This is a genomic window from Arthrobacter sp. B0427-1-12 (assembly GCF_059092905.1).
Genome location: NZ_JBNHIC010000028.1, coordinates 44,663 through 59,784, shown reverse-complemented (window position 1 = coordinate 59,784; position 15,122 = coordinate 44,663). Strand labels below are relative to the sequence as shown.

Annotated in this window: 10 protein-coding genes; 4 read left to right on the top strand and 6 right to left on the bottom strand. The window is 69.0% G+C overall.

Annotation, left to right across the window (positions count from 1 at the left end; genetic code table 11):
* Nucleotides 1–106: 106 nt before the first annotated feature.
* From AC5RWU_RS16085 to AC5RWU_RS16070, 4 genes are read left to right on the top strand one after another with little or no spacing between them, the layout of a single operon-like run.
* Complete coding sequence (locus AC5RWU_RS16085) at nucleotides 107–1,036, top strand: nucleotide-binding protein (protein ID WP_494037066.1); 930 nt, start codon at nucleotides 107–109, stop codon at nucleotides 1,034–1,036.
* Entirely contained in the window at nucleotides 1,033–5,070 is a 4,038-nt protein-coding gene (eccCa, locus tag AC5RWU_RS16080) for a type VII secretion protein EccCa (protein WP_494028858.1), read from the top strand. Before AC5RWU_RS16085 ends, eccCa begins: the two co-directional genes overlap by 4 nt.
* The gene (locus AC5RWU_RS16075) at nucleotides 5,067–5,492 is read left to right on the top strand and encodes a hypothetical protein (protein ID WP_494028859.1); all 426 of its coding nucleotides are present in this window, start codon (nucleotides 5,067–5,069) and stop codon (nucleotides 5,490–5,492) included. The genes eccCa and AC5RWU_RS16075 overlap by 4 nt, the downstream gene beginning before the upstream one ends.
* 14 nt (nucleotides 5,493–5,506) lie before the next feature.
* A complete protein-coding gene (locus AC5RWU_RS16070; RefSeq protein ID WP_494028860.1) occupies nucleotides 5,507–6,514 on the top strand; it encodes a DUF6177 family protein in 1,008 nt (335 codons plus the stop codon).
* A gap of 6 nt (nucleotides 6,515–6,520) precedes the next feature.
* Here AC5RWU_RS16070 and AC5RWU_RS16065 read toward each other — a convergent pair whose 3' ends face one another.
* The 6 genes from AC5RWU_RS16065 to AC5RWU_RS16040 all read right to left on the bottom strand — a co-directional run bounded on the left by AC5RWU_RS16065 (nucleotide 6,521) and on the right by AC5RWU_RS16040 (nucleotide 15,110).
* Nucleotides 6,521–7,822: an FAD-dependent oxidoreductase gene (locus tag AC5RWU_RS16065; RefSeq protein WP_494028861.1), complete on the bottom strand. Its 1,302-nt coding sequence runs from the start codon at nucleotides 7,820–7,822 to the stop codon at nucleotides 6,521–6,523.
* Between the two features lie 910 nt (nucleotides 7,823–8,732).
* Nucleotides 8,733–9,848 carry an RDD family protein gene (locus AC5RWU_RS16060; protein WP_494028862.1) on the bottom strand — a complete coding sequence of 372 codons (1,116 nt, stop codon included), beginning with the start codon at nucleotides 9,846–9,848 and terminating at the stop codon, nucleotides 8,733–8,735.
* 48 nt (nucleotides 9,849–9,896) lie between these two features.
* Nucleotides 9,897–10,598, bottom strand: a complete 702-nt coding sequence (locus AC5RWU_RS16055; RefSeq protein WP_494028863.1) for a hypothetical protein — start codon at nucleotides 10,596–10,598, stop codon at nucleotides 9,897–9,899.
* A 62-nt stretch (nucleotides 10,599–10,660) separates the two neighbouring features.
* Complete coding sequence (locus AC5RWU_RS16050; RefSeq protein WP_494028864.1) at nucleotides 10,661–12,382, bottom strand: serine/threonine-protein kinase; 1,722 nt, start codon at nucleotides 12,380–12,382, stop codon at nucleotides 10,661–10,663.
* A complete protein-coding gene (locus tag AC5RWU_RS16045; RefSeq protein WP_494028865.1) occupies nucleotides 12,379–14,214 on the bottom strand; it encodes an FHA domain-containing protein in 1,836 nt (611 codons plus the stop codon). The genes AC5RWU_RS16050 and AC5RWU_RS16045 overlap by 4 nt, the downstream gene beginning before the upstream one ends.
* Nucleotides 14,211–15,110, bottom strand: coding sequence for a PP2C family protein-serine/threonine phosphatase (locus tag AC5RWU_RS16040; RefSeq protein ID WP_494028866.1), 900 nt, complete (start codon nucleotides 15,108–15,110; stop codon nucleotides 14,211–14,213). The genes AC5RWU_RS16045 and AC5RWU_RS16040 overlap by 4 nt, the downstream gene beginning before the upstream one ends.
* Nucleotides 15,111–15,122: the final 12 nt, after the last annotated feature.

Here is a 15,122-nt window from a genome sequence, read left to right as displayed (position 1 = left end):
CCGGGGGAAACCCCTTTGGGTTTCCCGCCTTGGTGGTTCCCACCCGGGGGAAGAAGAACAAAAAACAAAGGGCTGCTCAGAAACCCCCCCAAAAGGGCGGTGGCGGTTGCGCCCCCCCCCCAACGCCGAGACCTGGCTGGCCCGTGGACTGCGGCAACTGACCGGCGTCTTCCGGGCCGACGAGTATCCACGGCTGCTGGCTGAAGCGGCCTACGGCGCGCAGTCGGCCGTCACCACGGGGCGGCGCATCGCCGTCGTCGGTTCCCGCGGCGGCGCCGGCAAAACCACGACGGCGGCACTGCTCGCCCGGGTCTATGCCGCCATGCGCCAGGATGCCGTAGCAGCGGTGGATGCCGGGACCGGCCCCGGCACCCTGGGCCTGCGCCTGGGCCGCACGGATATCCCCTCCGTGGACCGCGTCGTCCGCCAGCTGGAGGGCAGAATGCCGGCAAGTTTCGAGGAGCTCTCGGAACAGCTGGCCGTCGTCGAACCAAACCTGCTGGCCGCCGGCAGCCTGTCGGGTGCCAGTAGCCTATCGGGCGCCCACGGCGTGTCGGGCAACGGCCAGGAGGAACACCCCGCGCTGGACACCGTTGCGCGGGCTGTCTCCCGCTACTGCCCCATCACCATCTTCGACTGCGGCACCGGCATGGAACATCCCTCCACCGACCGGGCCCTCGGCAATTCCCACCTGGGGCTGTTCGTGGCACCGGCCAGCGTGTCCGGGCTGGACGATGCCCAGCGGTATGCGCAGACGTGGAGCCACGACAGCCGCCGCCGGGGCGTTCCGCTGGTCCTGCTGCTGGTTCAGACGGACGCGGACGCACCGTTCGATCCGGCCGCAGAGGCTGCGCGCCTGCGGCGGGACGGCCACACCGTGGCACACCTGGGCTACGACCGCCATCTGGCCGGCGGCGTGGAACTGGACCTTGCCCTGCTGGCCCGGTCGACACGGCTGGAGGCGACATCCCTGGCCTCGCAGGTCCTCGCCGGTTCCATCGGGGCAGCTCGTGTCATGGAGAGCGATCCGGCATGAGCCTGAAGCTGATCCACCGTCCCGCACGGACCACCCCGCCGGCCCGCGACATCCAGCCGTTTACCCTCGACGCGCCGCCGCCCATGGAGGGCGGCAAAGGCTCCATGAACATGATGGCGCTGGTGCCCCTGCTCGGCGCCGGCGTGTCCATGACGGTCATGATGCTGTTCCGCGGCTCCAGCCTCGCAGCCGTGGGCGCGCTCATGATGATCGTCACGATCCTGGCGTCCATCGTGCTGATGGTCAGCCAGCGGGGCAAGCAGGGCCGGCAGCGCCGGGAACAGCGCGAGAACTACCTGGAATACCTGGAACGTTCCCGGACACAACTGCGCGCCGAGGAGCAGCGGGCCAACCGCATTGCCCGCGTCAGCAGCCCGCCGCCGGACGCTTTGTTCGACATCATCCGCAACCCCAAGCGGCTGTGGGAACGGCGGCGGCGCAATGAGGACTTCCTCGACGTCCGGCTCGGCACCGGCGAGCGCCGCAACCGCGAGATCCACATCCTGAATACCGGCTCCGCGCTGCAGCAGGCCGATACGTTCATGACCGCGGAGCTGGAGATCCTCAAGCGCCGCTATGAGTCCTCCCCGGAGCTGCCGCTGACCGTGCCGCTGGATTCGGCCGGCAACATCAGCGTCGTCGGCTCCCGCGAGTTCGTGCTGGATGTGTGCCGCATCCTGACGGCGGAATCCTGCGCCTTCCACTCCCCGGAGGACCTGCACCTGGCTATCGCAGCGCCGGAAGCGACGCGGGACGAGTGGGAATGGGCCACCTGGCTGCCGCATCTGGCCGACCAGCAGAAGACGCACCGGACCGGCCCGGTCAGGCGGCTGGCGCCGTCGATGGACGAGCTTTCCGACCTGCTGGCCGAGGACCTGCAGCGGCGGTCGACGACGGCGGCTGAGTCCCGGCGCAATTTCCTCAAGGGCGGGGTCGGCAACAGCCTGCCCCGGCTCCTGGTGTTCGCCGATTCCTACGGCCAGCTGCCCGCCGAGCTCCATCTTCCGGACAAGCAGTCCGCTCCCGGCCATCTGGGCATCACGACCGTTTTCCTCTGCGCCGACCGTCTGCAGGAACCCGGCGAGGTGGCCATCCGCATCAGTGAAGAGACGGCCAGTGAAAAAGCGGCCCGCGGCGAGGCAGCCCGCGGCGAGGCGGAGAATGCGGGCTTCGTCATCGAAAACTACCGGGAGGATCCGCTCTCACCCGTCATCGAACGCGGGGTGCTGGACGATCTACCTGCCGCCACCGCCGCAGCACTGGCCCGCGAGCTCGCGCCCCTGCGCCTGTCCCCTGATTCGCTGGAACATGACAGCTCCGAGAACTCCGTTGGCTATCTGGAGATGCTCGGCCTCTCCGAGCGGCTGGACGAAGCGGATATCCGGCGGCTGTGGCAGCCGCGCAGCGAGATCGATTTCCTCCGCGTTCCCCTGGGCCCGGACGACCGCGGCAAACCCGCCCTGCTGGACCTGAAGGAGTCGGCCCAGTTCGGCCACGGGCCGCACGGCCTGTGCGTGGGCGCCACCGGCTCGGGCAAGAGCGAGATGCTGCGCAGCCTGGTCCTGGGCCTGCTGGCCACACACTCCCCCGAAGTGTTGGCCATGGTGCTGGTGGACTACAAGGGCGGCGCGACCTTCGCCCCCTTCGCCGACGCGCCCCAGGTCGCCGGTGTCATCACCAACCTCTCCGACGACGTCAGCCTGATCGAGCGCGTCTACGCCAGCCTGTCCGGCGAGATCCAGCGCCGCCAGGAGGTACTCAAGGCCGCCGGAAACCTGGCGAACATCACCGATTACCAGCTGCACCGCCAGGAGCGGAAGGCCCGCGGCGAGGACCTGCCGCCGCTGCCGCACCTGGTGGTGATCATCGACGAATTCGGCGAACTGCTTACGGCCCGCCCGGATTTCATCGAACTGTTCCTCTCGATCGGCCGCATCGGCCGATCGATCGGCGTGCATCTGCTGCTCTCCAGCCAGCGGATCGAGGGCGGCAAGCTGCGCGGCCTGGACACCTACCTGTCCTACCGGATCGGTCTGCGGACCCTCTCCGAAGCCGAAAGCCGCACGGTCCTGGACACTCCGGATGCCTTCCATCTGCCGCCGGTTCCGGGCTTCGGCTACCTGAAGGTGGACACCACTACCTACACGCGCTTCAAGGCGGGCTATGTTTCCGGCCCCCTGGAGGCGCCCGAGGCAGCGGATGAGCAGCCGGAGGAGGCCGACGTCGTGCTTCGGGTCCCGCGGTACGCGGCGACCCTGGAGCGGGCCGCGGCGCCCCGGCCGGCGGCGACCGCGCAATCCACCGGCGCGTCCCAGCGGACCACGGGACCGACTGTCCTGTCCACGCTGATGGAGACCCTGCGCAAATTCCCCCGCGCGGTCCAGCCGATCTGGCTGCCGCCGCTGCCCAAGGGCATTTCCCTGGACATGGCGGCCGGCGATGTCACGGCCACCAGCCAGGGCATCCGGCTGGGCCAGGGCGGCGGCCTGCGCATCCCGATCGGCCTGCTCGACGATCCCGCCAAACAATGGCAGGGGCTATGGGAACTGGACCTGACGGCCGCGGGCGGCAATGCGGCGATCATCGGCGCTCCGCACACCGGCAAGAGCACGGCGCTGCGGACCATCGTGGCCAGTCTGGCCCTGACGCACAGCCCGGCCGAAGTCGGCATCTACGCGGTGGACCTGCTCGGCAGCGGCCTGCTTCCGCTGGAGGGCCTGCCGCACGTCGGCGGCGTGGCAGTGCGCACCAACCGCGAGGTGGTCCGCCGCACGGTCGAGGAGATCTTGGGCATGCTGCACCTGCGCGAGCGCATTTTCGAGCGCTACCAGATCGATTCGCTGCCCACGCTGCGCCGGCTGTGCGCCCAGGGCAGGATTCCCGAGCTGACCAGTGCCGACGTCGTACTGGTGCTGGACGGCTACGGCCAGCTGCAGGACGAATTCGAGGACATCGAAAAATCGGTCCACGCCCTGATTTCCCGCGGCGGCGGCTACGGCATCCACGTCATCGTCACATCCACGCGCATGAACGAAATCCGCATCGCGCAGCAAAGCTTCTTCGGCACCCGGATCGAAATGCGGCTGGGCGACCCCGGCGAATCGGCCCACGGCCGCAAGCTGGCCGAGGCCGTCAGCACGGACAGCCCCGGACGCGCCCTCACCGACCGCAAGCTGCAGGGGCACATCGCCCTGCCGCGGATCGACGGCTCGCCGGACCCCGATACCGCCATCCAGGGGATGCGGGACCTGGTGGCCGCCGTCGCCGCCTCGACCGAGGACCGCGCCATGCAGGTGCGGGTGTTGCCGCCGCTGGTCGCCGCGGAGTCGGTGGCCACGCCGGCTTCGCCCGGCCTGGTCCCTCTGGGCCTGCGCGAAACGGACTTGGGCACCGAGACGCTGGACTTCCGCAACAAGGAACACCACCTGATCATCATGGGCGACGATGCCGCGGGCAAGACGAACATGATGCGCTCGGTGATCCGCCGGATGTCCGCCCAGCACACCGCCGAGCAGATCGTCTTCGCGGTCTTCGATCCGCGCCGCGGACTGGCGGACGAGGTCGAGGATTCCTACCTGGGCGGCTATGCCACCAGCGCCGCGCTCGCCGAGCAGCTGGCCGCCGCCGTCGCCGGTGAACTGGACAAGCGCGTCAACGCCGATCCCGCGGAGGTGGCCAAGGCTCCGCGCGTGGTCCTGGTGATCGATGACTATGACATCCTCACCGCTGGCGGTTCCTCGCCGCTGAGCCGGCTCACCCCGTACCTGCCGCTGGCGCCGGAAATCGGGCTGCACGCGGTGCTGGCCCGCCGGGTGCGCGGTGCCAGCCGCGGCCTGTACGAATCGTTCTTCATGTCCCTGCGGGACTCCGGCAGTGCCGCACTGATCATGTCCGGCGACCGCGGCGAAGGCGCCCTCATCAACGGCGTCCGGGCCCGCACGCTGCCGGCTGGCCGCGCCCAGTTGGTGCAGGCCGGGCGTCCGGTCCAGACCGTCCAGCTGTTCTGGAACGAAACCGAAGGAGGGCCCGCATGAGCAGCGACTGGACCGTGCTGTGCGTCGAGGAACCGACGCAGGCACTGCTGGTGGAGAGCCTGGTGGAGACCATGCCGGCGCTGAATGTCCGGGAGGTCGCGGAGAACATGGTGCTGGAGGTGTTCGACGACGCCGGCACGGTGCCGCTGGCGCTGGAACTGCCGCGCCTGATCCGGAACCCCGGGGAGGTCGAACGGCTTCTCGCCGGCGCTGCCGTCTCCATCGCTGACGGCACCGCCGCGATACCCGCGGTCTTCATGTCCGCTGCCCCCGCGGCTGCCAGAAAGCAGCCGCTGTGGTGGCAGGACATCCATGTCACCAATGGACAGCACGACGGCGGCCGGCTGGCCGACGCGCTGGCCCACGCCATCGCGCGCCGGTGTTCGGGAGCCGTCGTCGCACCTCACCAGGAGAACCAGTGACACCGGAAGAACCAGTGACACCAGAAGCGGGGACCCACTCCTCCGCCTTCGACTTCACCACTGGGCAGACGGCGGTCGTCTTCCAGGACAAGCCCGTGGTCTACCTGTCACCGTGGCTCGCGCGATCCTACATGGCCGCGGTGGCTGAACGCAAGCGGTTCGTGGTGCTGACGCCCAGCGGTTCCCGGTTGACGCACCCGCTGGCACACCTGCTCAGCACCGCCGGGGCACAGTGGCTGGCCACCACCTCCGACGGCAGGTTCTTCGACGGCTTTACCGGGCGCATTATCGCCTGGGCCGACGGCGAGTTCCGGGCCGGCGAGGAGGTGGCGGAGGACTTCCTGCTGACGCCGGCGGCCCCGCGCGGCCATGTCCATGTGCACGCGGAGACACTGCATCCCGCGAGCCTCGGCACCAGGGTGGGCGTCCTGGCCGAACGGGTCTTCCGTGGGCTGACCGGGGCGGCGCCGGAGGGCTGGGGGCTCCATGAACCGGTCAGCGAAGGTTGGGACACCGAGACCCTGACCGCGCACTGTTTCGAACGTTCTCCCCGCACCAGCCACATCGTGGTCCTGGGACGGCCGCGCGGGCAGACAAGCCCGGCCTCGATCGCGATGATGCGGGTCGAACGGTCCTCGGCCGGTGTGCACGAGACCGTGGAGTTCCTGGCCGAAAGCGAGGATCCGCTGAGCGGCGACGAACTGGATGCTTTCGGTTCCGCCATGCATCACGCACATGTCCGCACTGCCCTGCTGGGCCACGGGCTCGGCTATACGGAGCTGGGCCGTCCGGCCCGGTTTACCGGCATGTCCGTCCCCGGCTGCGCCGTCTTCGGGCCCGAGGCTGTCCGCGCCCTCGGAGCGCAAAAGGCGCTGGACGCCGCAGGCGCTGGCGCCCGGCTGGTCGGCATCGCGCCGGCCCAGTCGCTGCTGGTGGCATATCCCCGCCAACCGGTGGCCGGGCAGCCGCATCCGCTCGAGGCGTACGGCACTCTGGCCGCCAAACTCGTCGGCACGGGCTGACTGGTGCTACCGCCGGGCGAACGCCGGAGCGTGCTCCGGACGCGGACCGAAGCCGATCATCCGCGGCGGAACCTTCCGGAATCCGGGTAGATGCCGGGCCAGGAACAGCACCGCCTTGGGCGCCCCGGCCCGCCTGCCCTCGAATACCGGGACGAAGACCACCCGGTGCAGGAAGCGCTGTGCCGTCTGCACAATGACCGTTGGCAGCTGCCGCCGCCGCTGGACCTTGGCCAGGTCGCGCTCGGTAACCTGCCGGCGTCGTAATGGTGCGGCCAGCAAGGCACCCGCCGCCACCGCATCCTGAATGGCGAGGTTGATGCCCACGCCGCCCGCCGGCGACATCGCATGTGCGGCATCGCCGATGCAGAGCAGCCCGTCTACGTACCAGTGGCGCAGCCGGTTCAGCTTCACGTCCAGCATGTGCAGATCGTCCATGCTGCGGATGAGGTCCACCCGGTCGGCGAAATCCGGCCTTAGACGGGCTACCCGCTGCCGGAAGCGCTCCACGCCCTCGCTGCGCAGCCGGGCATCGGAACCTTTCCGGGCAAGATAACCGAGCTGGTAATAATCCGTGCGGAGCAGGGCGATCAGGACTTCCCGTCCTTGGAAAGCCGGCATAATACCGGCGATGTCGCCCTGCTCGTCGTCATGCCGGGGCAGCCGGAACCACCAGGTGTCGAACGGCACCCGGTATTCCCGGGGCTGCAGCCCGGCCGACCGGCGAAGGACTGAATGCCGGCCGTCGCAGGCGACGACCAGGTCGGCGTGGAGTTCGCGATTCTCGCTGCCAGCGGCCTCGGCCTGGTTGTCTGAGCGGGCGTCCGCGGTACGGGCGTCAGGACTATGATCGTCGGTGCGGCCGCGGCGGATCCGGTACTGCACGCCTGTCACGCGTCCGCCGTCGCAAACCAGCCCTGTAGCTTCCGCATTCATCAGCAGCGTGAAGTTCGGCTCCCGGGAGGCCGCCTCGGCCAGGAGGTTGAGGAAATCCCACTGCGGCATCATGGCCACGTAGTTGTAGGGCCTGGGCAGGAGGTCGAAGTCGCCGAGCACGATCCGGCCCCCGCCGGGTGCGGGGAAGGCCACCTGCCGCAGCCGGCTTTGGGGAATTTTCCGGAACGCCTCCCCGAGGCCGAGTTCGTCCATCAGCCGAACGGTGGACGGATGGACCGTGTCTCCGCGGAAGTCCCGGAGGAAATCCCCGTGCTTCTCCACAACGGTAACTTCGACGCCGGCTCTGGCCAGCAGCAGCCCGAGCATCAGTCCCGCGGGCCCGCCGCCGACGATCGCGCATCCGGTTCGCTGCATGTGCTCACTGTAGGATCGTCGGCTTGGGCGGTAAAGGGAAGCTTATTTTGTCAGTGGTGGCTGACTGACTGATTGTCATGAAGGCATTCAGGCACAGGCACCTGTTCGGTGAGGGGGCGATGATCCACAGCTCTTCGCCGCTGCCCGGGTCCGTGCCTGCCGGGAGCATGCCGGCCGAAACCGCCGGCCAGCCGGTCCCGGTGTCACGCTCGGGGCCGGCCGGCTCCTGGCCATGGTGCCGGCCGGGCTGCTGAACCTCGCCTCCGCCGTGGACACGCTGCAGGATCCGGCCCGGCTGCGGGCCTGGCTCGACGCCCAGGAAGCCCGCGTCATCGACCGGATCACCGCCGTCGCCGAAACCGAAACCTGGGGCCCCGAAGCCGGCGCCTCTCCGTTGGCCGGAACCGTCGCCGCCACCGACATCGCCACCGCCCTGACCATCCCCGAACGCACCGCCCTGGCCCTGATGAGCGACTCGGCCCCCCTCGTCAACAATTCCCGCCGACCTGCGCCCTCCGCTGCGACCTGGACCACACCGTCCCCTGGGCCGCCGGCGGACCCACCGGCCACCACAACCTGTGCAGCCCGTGCCGCAACACCACCGCACCGGACACAAAACCAAATGGAAACCCAGCCAGCCCCGCCCCGGCACCATCACCTGGACCTCAGCGGCCGGCAAAACCCACACCACCCCCGACCCCCCGCTGCAAACCACCCTGCCCGACTGGCTCCGGACCCCCCCCGGCGCGCCGCAGGACAGGCCGCCCGACCCCCGGACGGACCAGGCTCCGCCGGACCGGGAAGCACCGCCGCCGTTCTGACCCGGCCGCCAGGGGGCAGCAGTAACGCCGCCGGACCTCGGCATTCGGCCGCGTCTTCGGTCTCAGACCAGCGGCTCAGACCAGCGCGCCTATGCGGGTCCAACCACGAAGTAGCGATCCCCGAAGTACACCGTGCTGCCTGCCGGGACGAGGACCGATTGACTTGGGTTGAGGGCCTGCCGCTGCCCGTCAGCAGTGGCTACGGCACTGCCGTTGGTCGAGTTGCGGTCGGTGACCCATACGCTAGTACCGTCCACGCGGACGTGCAGATGCGTCTTGGAAACCGACCGTCCCAGGTCGGCATAGTCGATGAGCTGTTCCACGTTTTCTCCGGACTGCGGCGTGGGATTGCGTCCGATCAGGGCCTCGCCCGCTACCCGGACGATGGCGCCGTCGTCGAATAGCAGCTGGATGCCGGCCGCCGCGGGCTGGCGACGCGCGACCCGGGTCATCTCGAGGTCCTCGTCCGGGTGCGCGATCACGGCGGCCGGAACCGGAACGGATTCCTGACCAGACCCAGGTATGCCGGTAATCAGACCGGGGCCGGCAGTTACGGAAGGCTCCCTTCCTGCCGGCTCCGCTGCCGCCGTCGTACCTCCAGACGGGACACTTCCAGACGGGACGCTTCCAGCCGGAGCGCCTCCATAGGGAGCCCCTCCGCCGGAAGCACCCGCGTCCGCCGTACTCCCCTCGCCGGCGAACGTCTGGGGCCCGTACAGTCCTCCGGTGGTCAGCGGATCCCTGCCCGCCCTGACATCCACGACGTAAGTCCGGGCGACCTTGTCATGCCAGCCCTGGCGTTGCCCGTTCGGGTCCCACAGATTGGAAATCAGCACCACGATCGACCCCACCACAGGCACGATGCCCGCCACACCGACGATCAGGCCGCGCAGGAAGACCGCCCCCACGCCCGGTGCGAAGCCGTCTTCGCCGGTGGTCCGCAGACCCAGCAGCAGATTTCCCGGGGTCTTCCCGGTCCGGGCCTCCCAGATCCACAGCCAGATGGCGTACGCCAGGATGCCCAGACCGCCCAGGAGCAGGGCAAGCAGCGCACCGACGGGATTTCCGGAGCTGGAACCGCCGGCCACGGCCAGTCCGATTCCCAGGGCAATGACGTAGATCAGCACGGGCGGCACACCGTCGATCAGCTTGGCACCAAGCCGCCGCCCTGCGGAGGCACTGACCAGGTTCAGGTTAGTAGTCATTCCGGTGTTCCGTTCTCCTCAATCAGGAATGGGCTGGTTCCAGCAGCCTCAGGCATTTTCGTCCAGCATCCGGTCGAGCAGCGGCAGGTCGTTGACCGTGACCAGGTGCGACGTGACGGCATGCTCCACCAGGCGGGTCCGCCGGTTGGATGCCACCCGGCCGGTCCCGCCGCGCAGGCCGACGACGCCGGCGCGGTCCAGCTTGTCGCAGACATTGTCGAGCTTCCGGTTGAACCGGGTCAGGGACCAGCCGAGCCGCTTGGCCGCTTCGGCCGACGACGGCAGGGCGCTGTAGCCCGTCCCGTCGCGGCGCAGCATGGGTTCGGCCAGCGCCACGATCAGGGCCTTCTGGGATTCAGTGAATACGACCGGTCCGATGGTGGTCTCGCCGACCGATTGGTGGTCGCGGGCCTCGTGCCGGAAAGAGGGGGTCTTGAGGTGGATGTCGAACTCGTAGGTAGTTGGGCCGGCCGTGAAGACGATGCGCGTCCGGGCAAAGACCAGCGGGATGCGGGCGCCGGGCGAGATCCAGGCCTGCATGCCGCCCGAGGCGTCGGCCACGGTCGCGGAAATCATGCTGCCGACGTTGCTCAGCCACCAGATGCCGTCGTACCGGGCGATCTGGAGGAACTTCCGGTGCAGGTACGGGTTGTCGTCAATCTCAAGCTGGCCTTCGCGGCCGATGGTGAAGACCTCATCGTCCTTGGGTTCATGCCATTCCCCACAAAAGTCGATCCCAAGATCCCCCATTTACGTTTTCCCTTTCCACAGGTTGCCGTTCAACTGCTTACCATCTGGCCAAATGCGCGCCGCTAACCCTCCGGATAGCATGACCGGACGGGATCGGATGCCCGCCCGTTGGCCCTGCTCAGCACCACATCAATACAGGTCTTCCCGTCGGCCGCAGCAAGCTCCGCACTGGGCTCGGACGTGCGGGCCCAGTCCGTTTCCTCCTGCTCCAGGGTCACCGGCCGGTACATGTACAGGTCGCCTTCCCGCGGGTCCGGATTGCGCCAGGTGAACGTGATCGTGCCGCCGTCGACCGACGGGGTGACGGCTTCCGGCGCCGGCACGGTACCTTCCACCCCGCCGAGCGCATCGGCCGGTGCCTGGCTGAACGAGGGAACCGCGGCTTCCTTCTCGGGCGGCTCACCGCTGAAAAGTGCGACGGCGCCGACGGTCACCGCGGCGGCGAATACGACGCCGCCCGCCGCCAGCACGCCGCGGGGCACCTTCCGCGCAGCTTCGGTTCCGCTGCCTGCCGAAACGCTGTTCCCTGAGGCTCGGTCGACTTCGCTGTCCGCGGCACTGTCCGCCGACGGGCGGATCTTTGCCGTCGGGCCGGGTTCGTCGAGGATCGGATCCGTCCGGTTCCAGGTATCCCGTTCGGTCTGGCCACCCCCGGGGGGCGGTGCAGCGGCGGGCCCTGCGGCCCCGCGCAGGATCGTTCGGTCATCCCGCGGATCGGATACCGGACCAGGATGCCCGGTTTGGCCCGGAGCCGCAGTATGGCCGGGAGCCGCAGTCTGGTTCCGCACGCGCTCCGGAAATGCCGGCCGCTGGGAAGTCCCACCGGATGTACCGTCCGGATCGATCGACACAACCTTGCGCACCCGGGTCAGCTCGCCGTCGTCGTCCGCGGCCTCCGCGGTCTGGGGACCGTCGTCGAGCACCTCGAACGGGGTGACGGACAGGTTCAGCTCGGCCTGGATCCGCTGCAGCGCCAGCGCAAAGGACCGGGCCGAACCGTACCGGGACCCGGGCGACTTGGCCATGGCGGCGGCCAAGGCCAGCTCCAGCGATTCCGGGACGTCGTCGCGGCCGATCCGCTGCAACGGCAGGTTGGCGATGCGGTCCATCAGCTCACGCTGTGAATTGCTCCGGCCTGGGAACACGAACGGGGAACGGCCCGCCAGCAGCGTGTACACGGTGGCACCCAGGGACCAGACATCCATCCGGATGCCGTCCGCCTTGCCGCCCTGGAATGCCTCCGGCGGGGACCAGGGGATGGACATGCCATGCTCTTCATCGCCGCCGGACTCGGTGGTTCCGGAGATGCCGAAGTCCGTCAGCGCCGGACGGTTGTAGTCCGTCGTCAGGATATTGGCAGGCTTGATGTCCCGGTGCACGATGCCCGCCCGGTGGGCGGTTTCGACGGCGGATGCCACCTGGATACCCAGCGCCAGGACCTCGACAACACCCAGGCGTCCCTGCCGGTATCGGACGTCAAGGCTCGGCCTGGAACAGTACTCCATGGCCAGGTATGAGTGGCCGTCGTCGGTGATGTCCGCTTCGTAGATGGTGATGATATACGGGTGCGAGGACAGCTGGGCCATGAGGTTGGCCTCCGCCTCGAAGCCGCGCCGGGCGCCTTCCGTCTTCAGGTCGGAGAGCAGCACCTTGATGGCGACCTTCCGCCGTGGACGGTCCTGTTCGTATAAATAGACATCGGCAAAACCACCGGAACCGAGGTGGCTGAGGTAGCGGAAACCCGGAATCTCCGGCGGCGGAGCCGGGGCGCGCCGGCCGCTCATCGAAGGTCCTCGAACCGCAGCGAAATCCCGTCGCCCAGGTCGGCGATATCGCCGTCCAGCAGGATGGCGGCCTCCCCCTGGCCCAGCCGGCGCGGCAGCTGCCCTTCGCGGATCAGCACTGTGCCGTTGGTGGCCTTGAGGTCACGCAGGGTCACGTGCCATCCCTCGAGCCGCACTTCCAAGTGCGAACGTGAGATATCCCCGTTTTCGCTGCGGACCTGGACCAGCCGGGGCATATCGTTGCCCTGGACCCGCGATACGGACGGCTGGCGGCCCACGATCAGGTTCCGGTCCAGGTCAACGAGTTCACCGGTCGAGACCCGCATGGTGCCCAGGCTGGGGCGCCGCACCGGCTGCGCGTCGCCGCTGAGCGCCTGCCCGCAGCCGGCACAGGTGGCGCTGGTCGGCGGATTCGCGTGGCCCTGGCCGCAGATGCGTGCCAGGACCATCGGTCCAGTGCCTGGACGGGTCTCCGGCATTCCCTGCCGGGATTCCGACGACGGCGGCACGGCCTGGGCGGGAACCCCACCCGGACCAGGGGTACTGTCCGAAGCGGTACCGGTTGCGGGGGCGCCGGCTGATGCGGAGCCGGGTGGTGGGGCAGGCAGTTCACTGCGCATGACGGTCTGCCCGTCGTGGTCACCAAGCTGCTGAGCGGACGAAGCGGACTCGTCGGCCGGCGCCGGTAGAGGACGCTGCGGTTCCGGTGTCTGGCCCTGGGAGTGCGAAGACCGCAGCCACGGCACGGAATCGATCAACTCCGAGGACTTCGCTTCCGGGTGCGCCTGGTGCGGAGCCGCCGTCGGCTGCGGAACGGCCGGGGGCGACACTGGGCGCGCAGGCTGCAGGACTGGGCCGCTTGCCGGACGGGATACCGAAGCAGCATAGGCGGCAGCCACGGCGTCCACGCCCGGCTGGGCCAGACCGGCAGCGCTGCCGGTAGCGCTGCCGGTTCCAGGCCCGGAGCTGTCCTGCGGGCCGCGCATAAGGGTATGGTCCCAGTCGTCGGTTTCAGCCCTGCCGGTTTCAGCGCCACCGAACTCAGGGCCACTGGTGTCAGCACCCTCGGTGTCCGCGCCATCGTGTCCGGCGGCCGCGGGATCGATGGTGCTTCCGTCGGCCGGGTCCAGGTCGAGATCGCCCTCACTGTCGGCAAGCGCAAGGGTGTCCGCACTGACGTCGCGGCGGGCGTTGACTTCGGGGCTGGCACTGACGTCGCGCGCAGGGGCGGGATCAGCGGGGGGAAAAACAGCCGGGGCAGAACCGGCCGGGCCTGCCGGTCCCGAAGCGGACCGAACATCCGGCGCAGCCGCCCCGGCAGGCTGCGCGCCACCGCCGCCCGCGGGGACTCCGCCGGACAGGATCCCGGTCACCGACAACGCGGAAGCCAGCACGCTGCCGGCGACGAGGCGCAGTGCCGGCGCACCGCCGTCGAAAGCGCCGCCGCTCTCAGCGCTTCCGTCGTCAGCCATACCGGCGACCCTCAGCTGGAACGAGTCCTGCTCGAAGAGCACCCGCTCGCTCCACGTTGTCACGTGCTCGCCGGATACCGCGGCGGTGCCGGAGCCGTCGACCACAACCTCCAGCGGACCGCGCAGGATCACGTGCAGCTTCCGTCCAATGGAGACCAGGCCAAAGTGCGGCATGGCCGCCAGGCCGGCGCCGAAACCGCCGGAGACCACCGGCAGCCCGGCATCAATGCCGGGGCTGTCCCCGAAGGTTTCCCAGATCCGGTCCAGCAGGTCCTGCGGGGAATCCGCGGGCACCAGGGCCACCATGCCGGATCTGGCCACGCCGATCCAGTTGCCCGGACGATAACTGATGTCTGTCATGGGTAGGTGCTCCCCCGTTCCGGCTCCTCGGGCGCCCTATCCGTCGCGCCGGCTGCCGCCTCGCCCGCGCCCGGACGGGGCAGGGTGTCCTCGGCGGTTTCACCGTTCCGGGGCGCCGTGGTCCTGACGTCGCGTTCGTTCGTGACATCGGCGGCGTCGATGACGATGACGGAAATGTTGTCCCGTCCGCCCGAACGCAGGGCCGCCTGGATCAGCGAGTCCGTTGCGTCCTGCGGCGACTTCAGCGTGCTGAGGATCCTGAAGATGTGGTCATCGCTCACTTCCGCGGTCAGCCCGTCGGAGCAGACCAGGATCCGGTCCCCTTCCTCCACGGGCATGAGCCAGAAGTCGGCCTCGGTATCGCTGCCGGCACCCAGGGCCCGGGTGACCACGTGCCGGCGGGGATGGATCAGCGCCTCATCCGGGGTGATTTGGCCGGAATCGACCAGTTCCTGGACCTCCGAATGATCAACCGTGATCTGGGCGAAGGTCCCCTGGCTCAGTCGGTAGGTGCGGGAATCGCCGACGTTGAAGACCAGCCAGTACGGCTGTCCGGATTCCTGGACCAGGACGACGCCGGAGAGCGTGGTTCCGGCGACGCCCTGCGTTTGGTAGCGGATCCGCTGGTCCGCCAGATGGATCAGTTCCTGGATGTCCGATGCATTCGCCTCCGGCGCGGCCATGCCCACGATTCTGCTTTCGGCCAGAGTCTGGACGCAGATGCTGCTGGCGATCTCCCCTGCCTCGTGGCCGCCCATGCCATCGGCAATGGCATAGATCGGGTGCATGGCCACGAGCGAATCCTCATTGAGCTCGCGCCGCAGCCCCCGGTCCGTGCCGAAGCCGCAGTCCACGCGGATACCCGGTTCGCGGGGTGTGTTCTCTTCCGGATTCATCAACGCCCTATA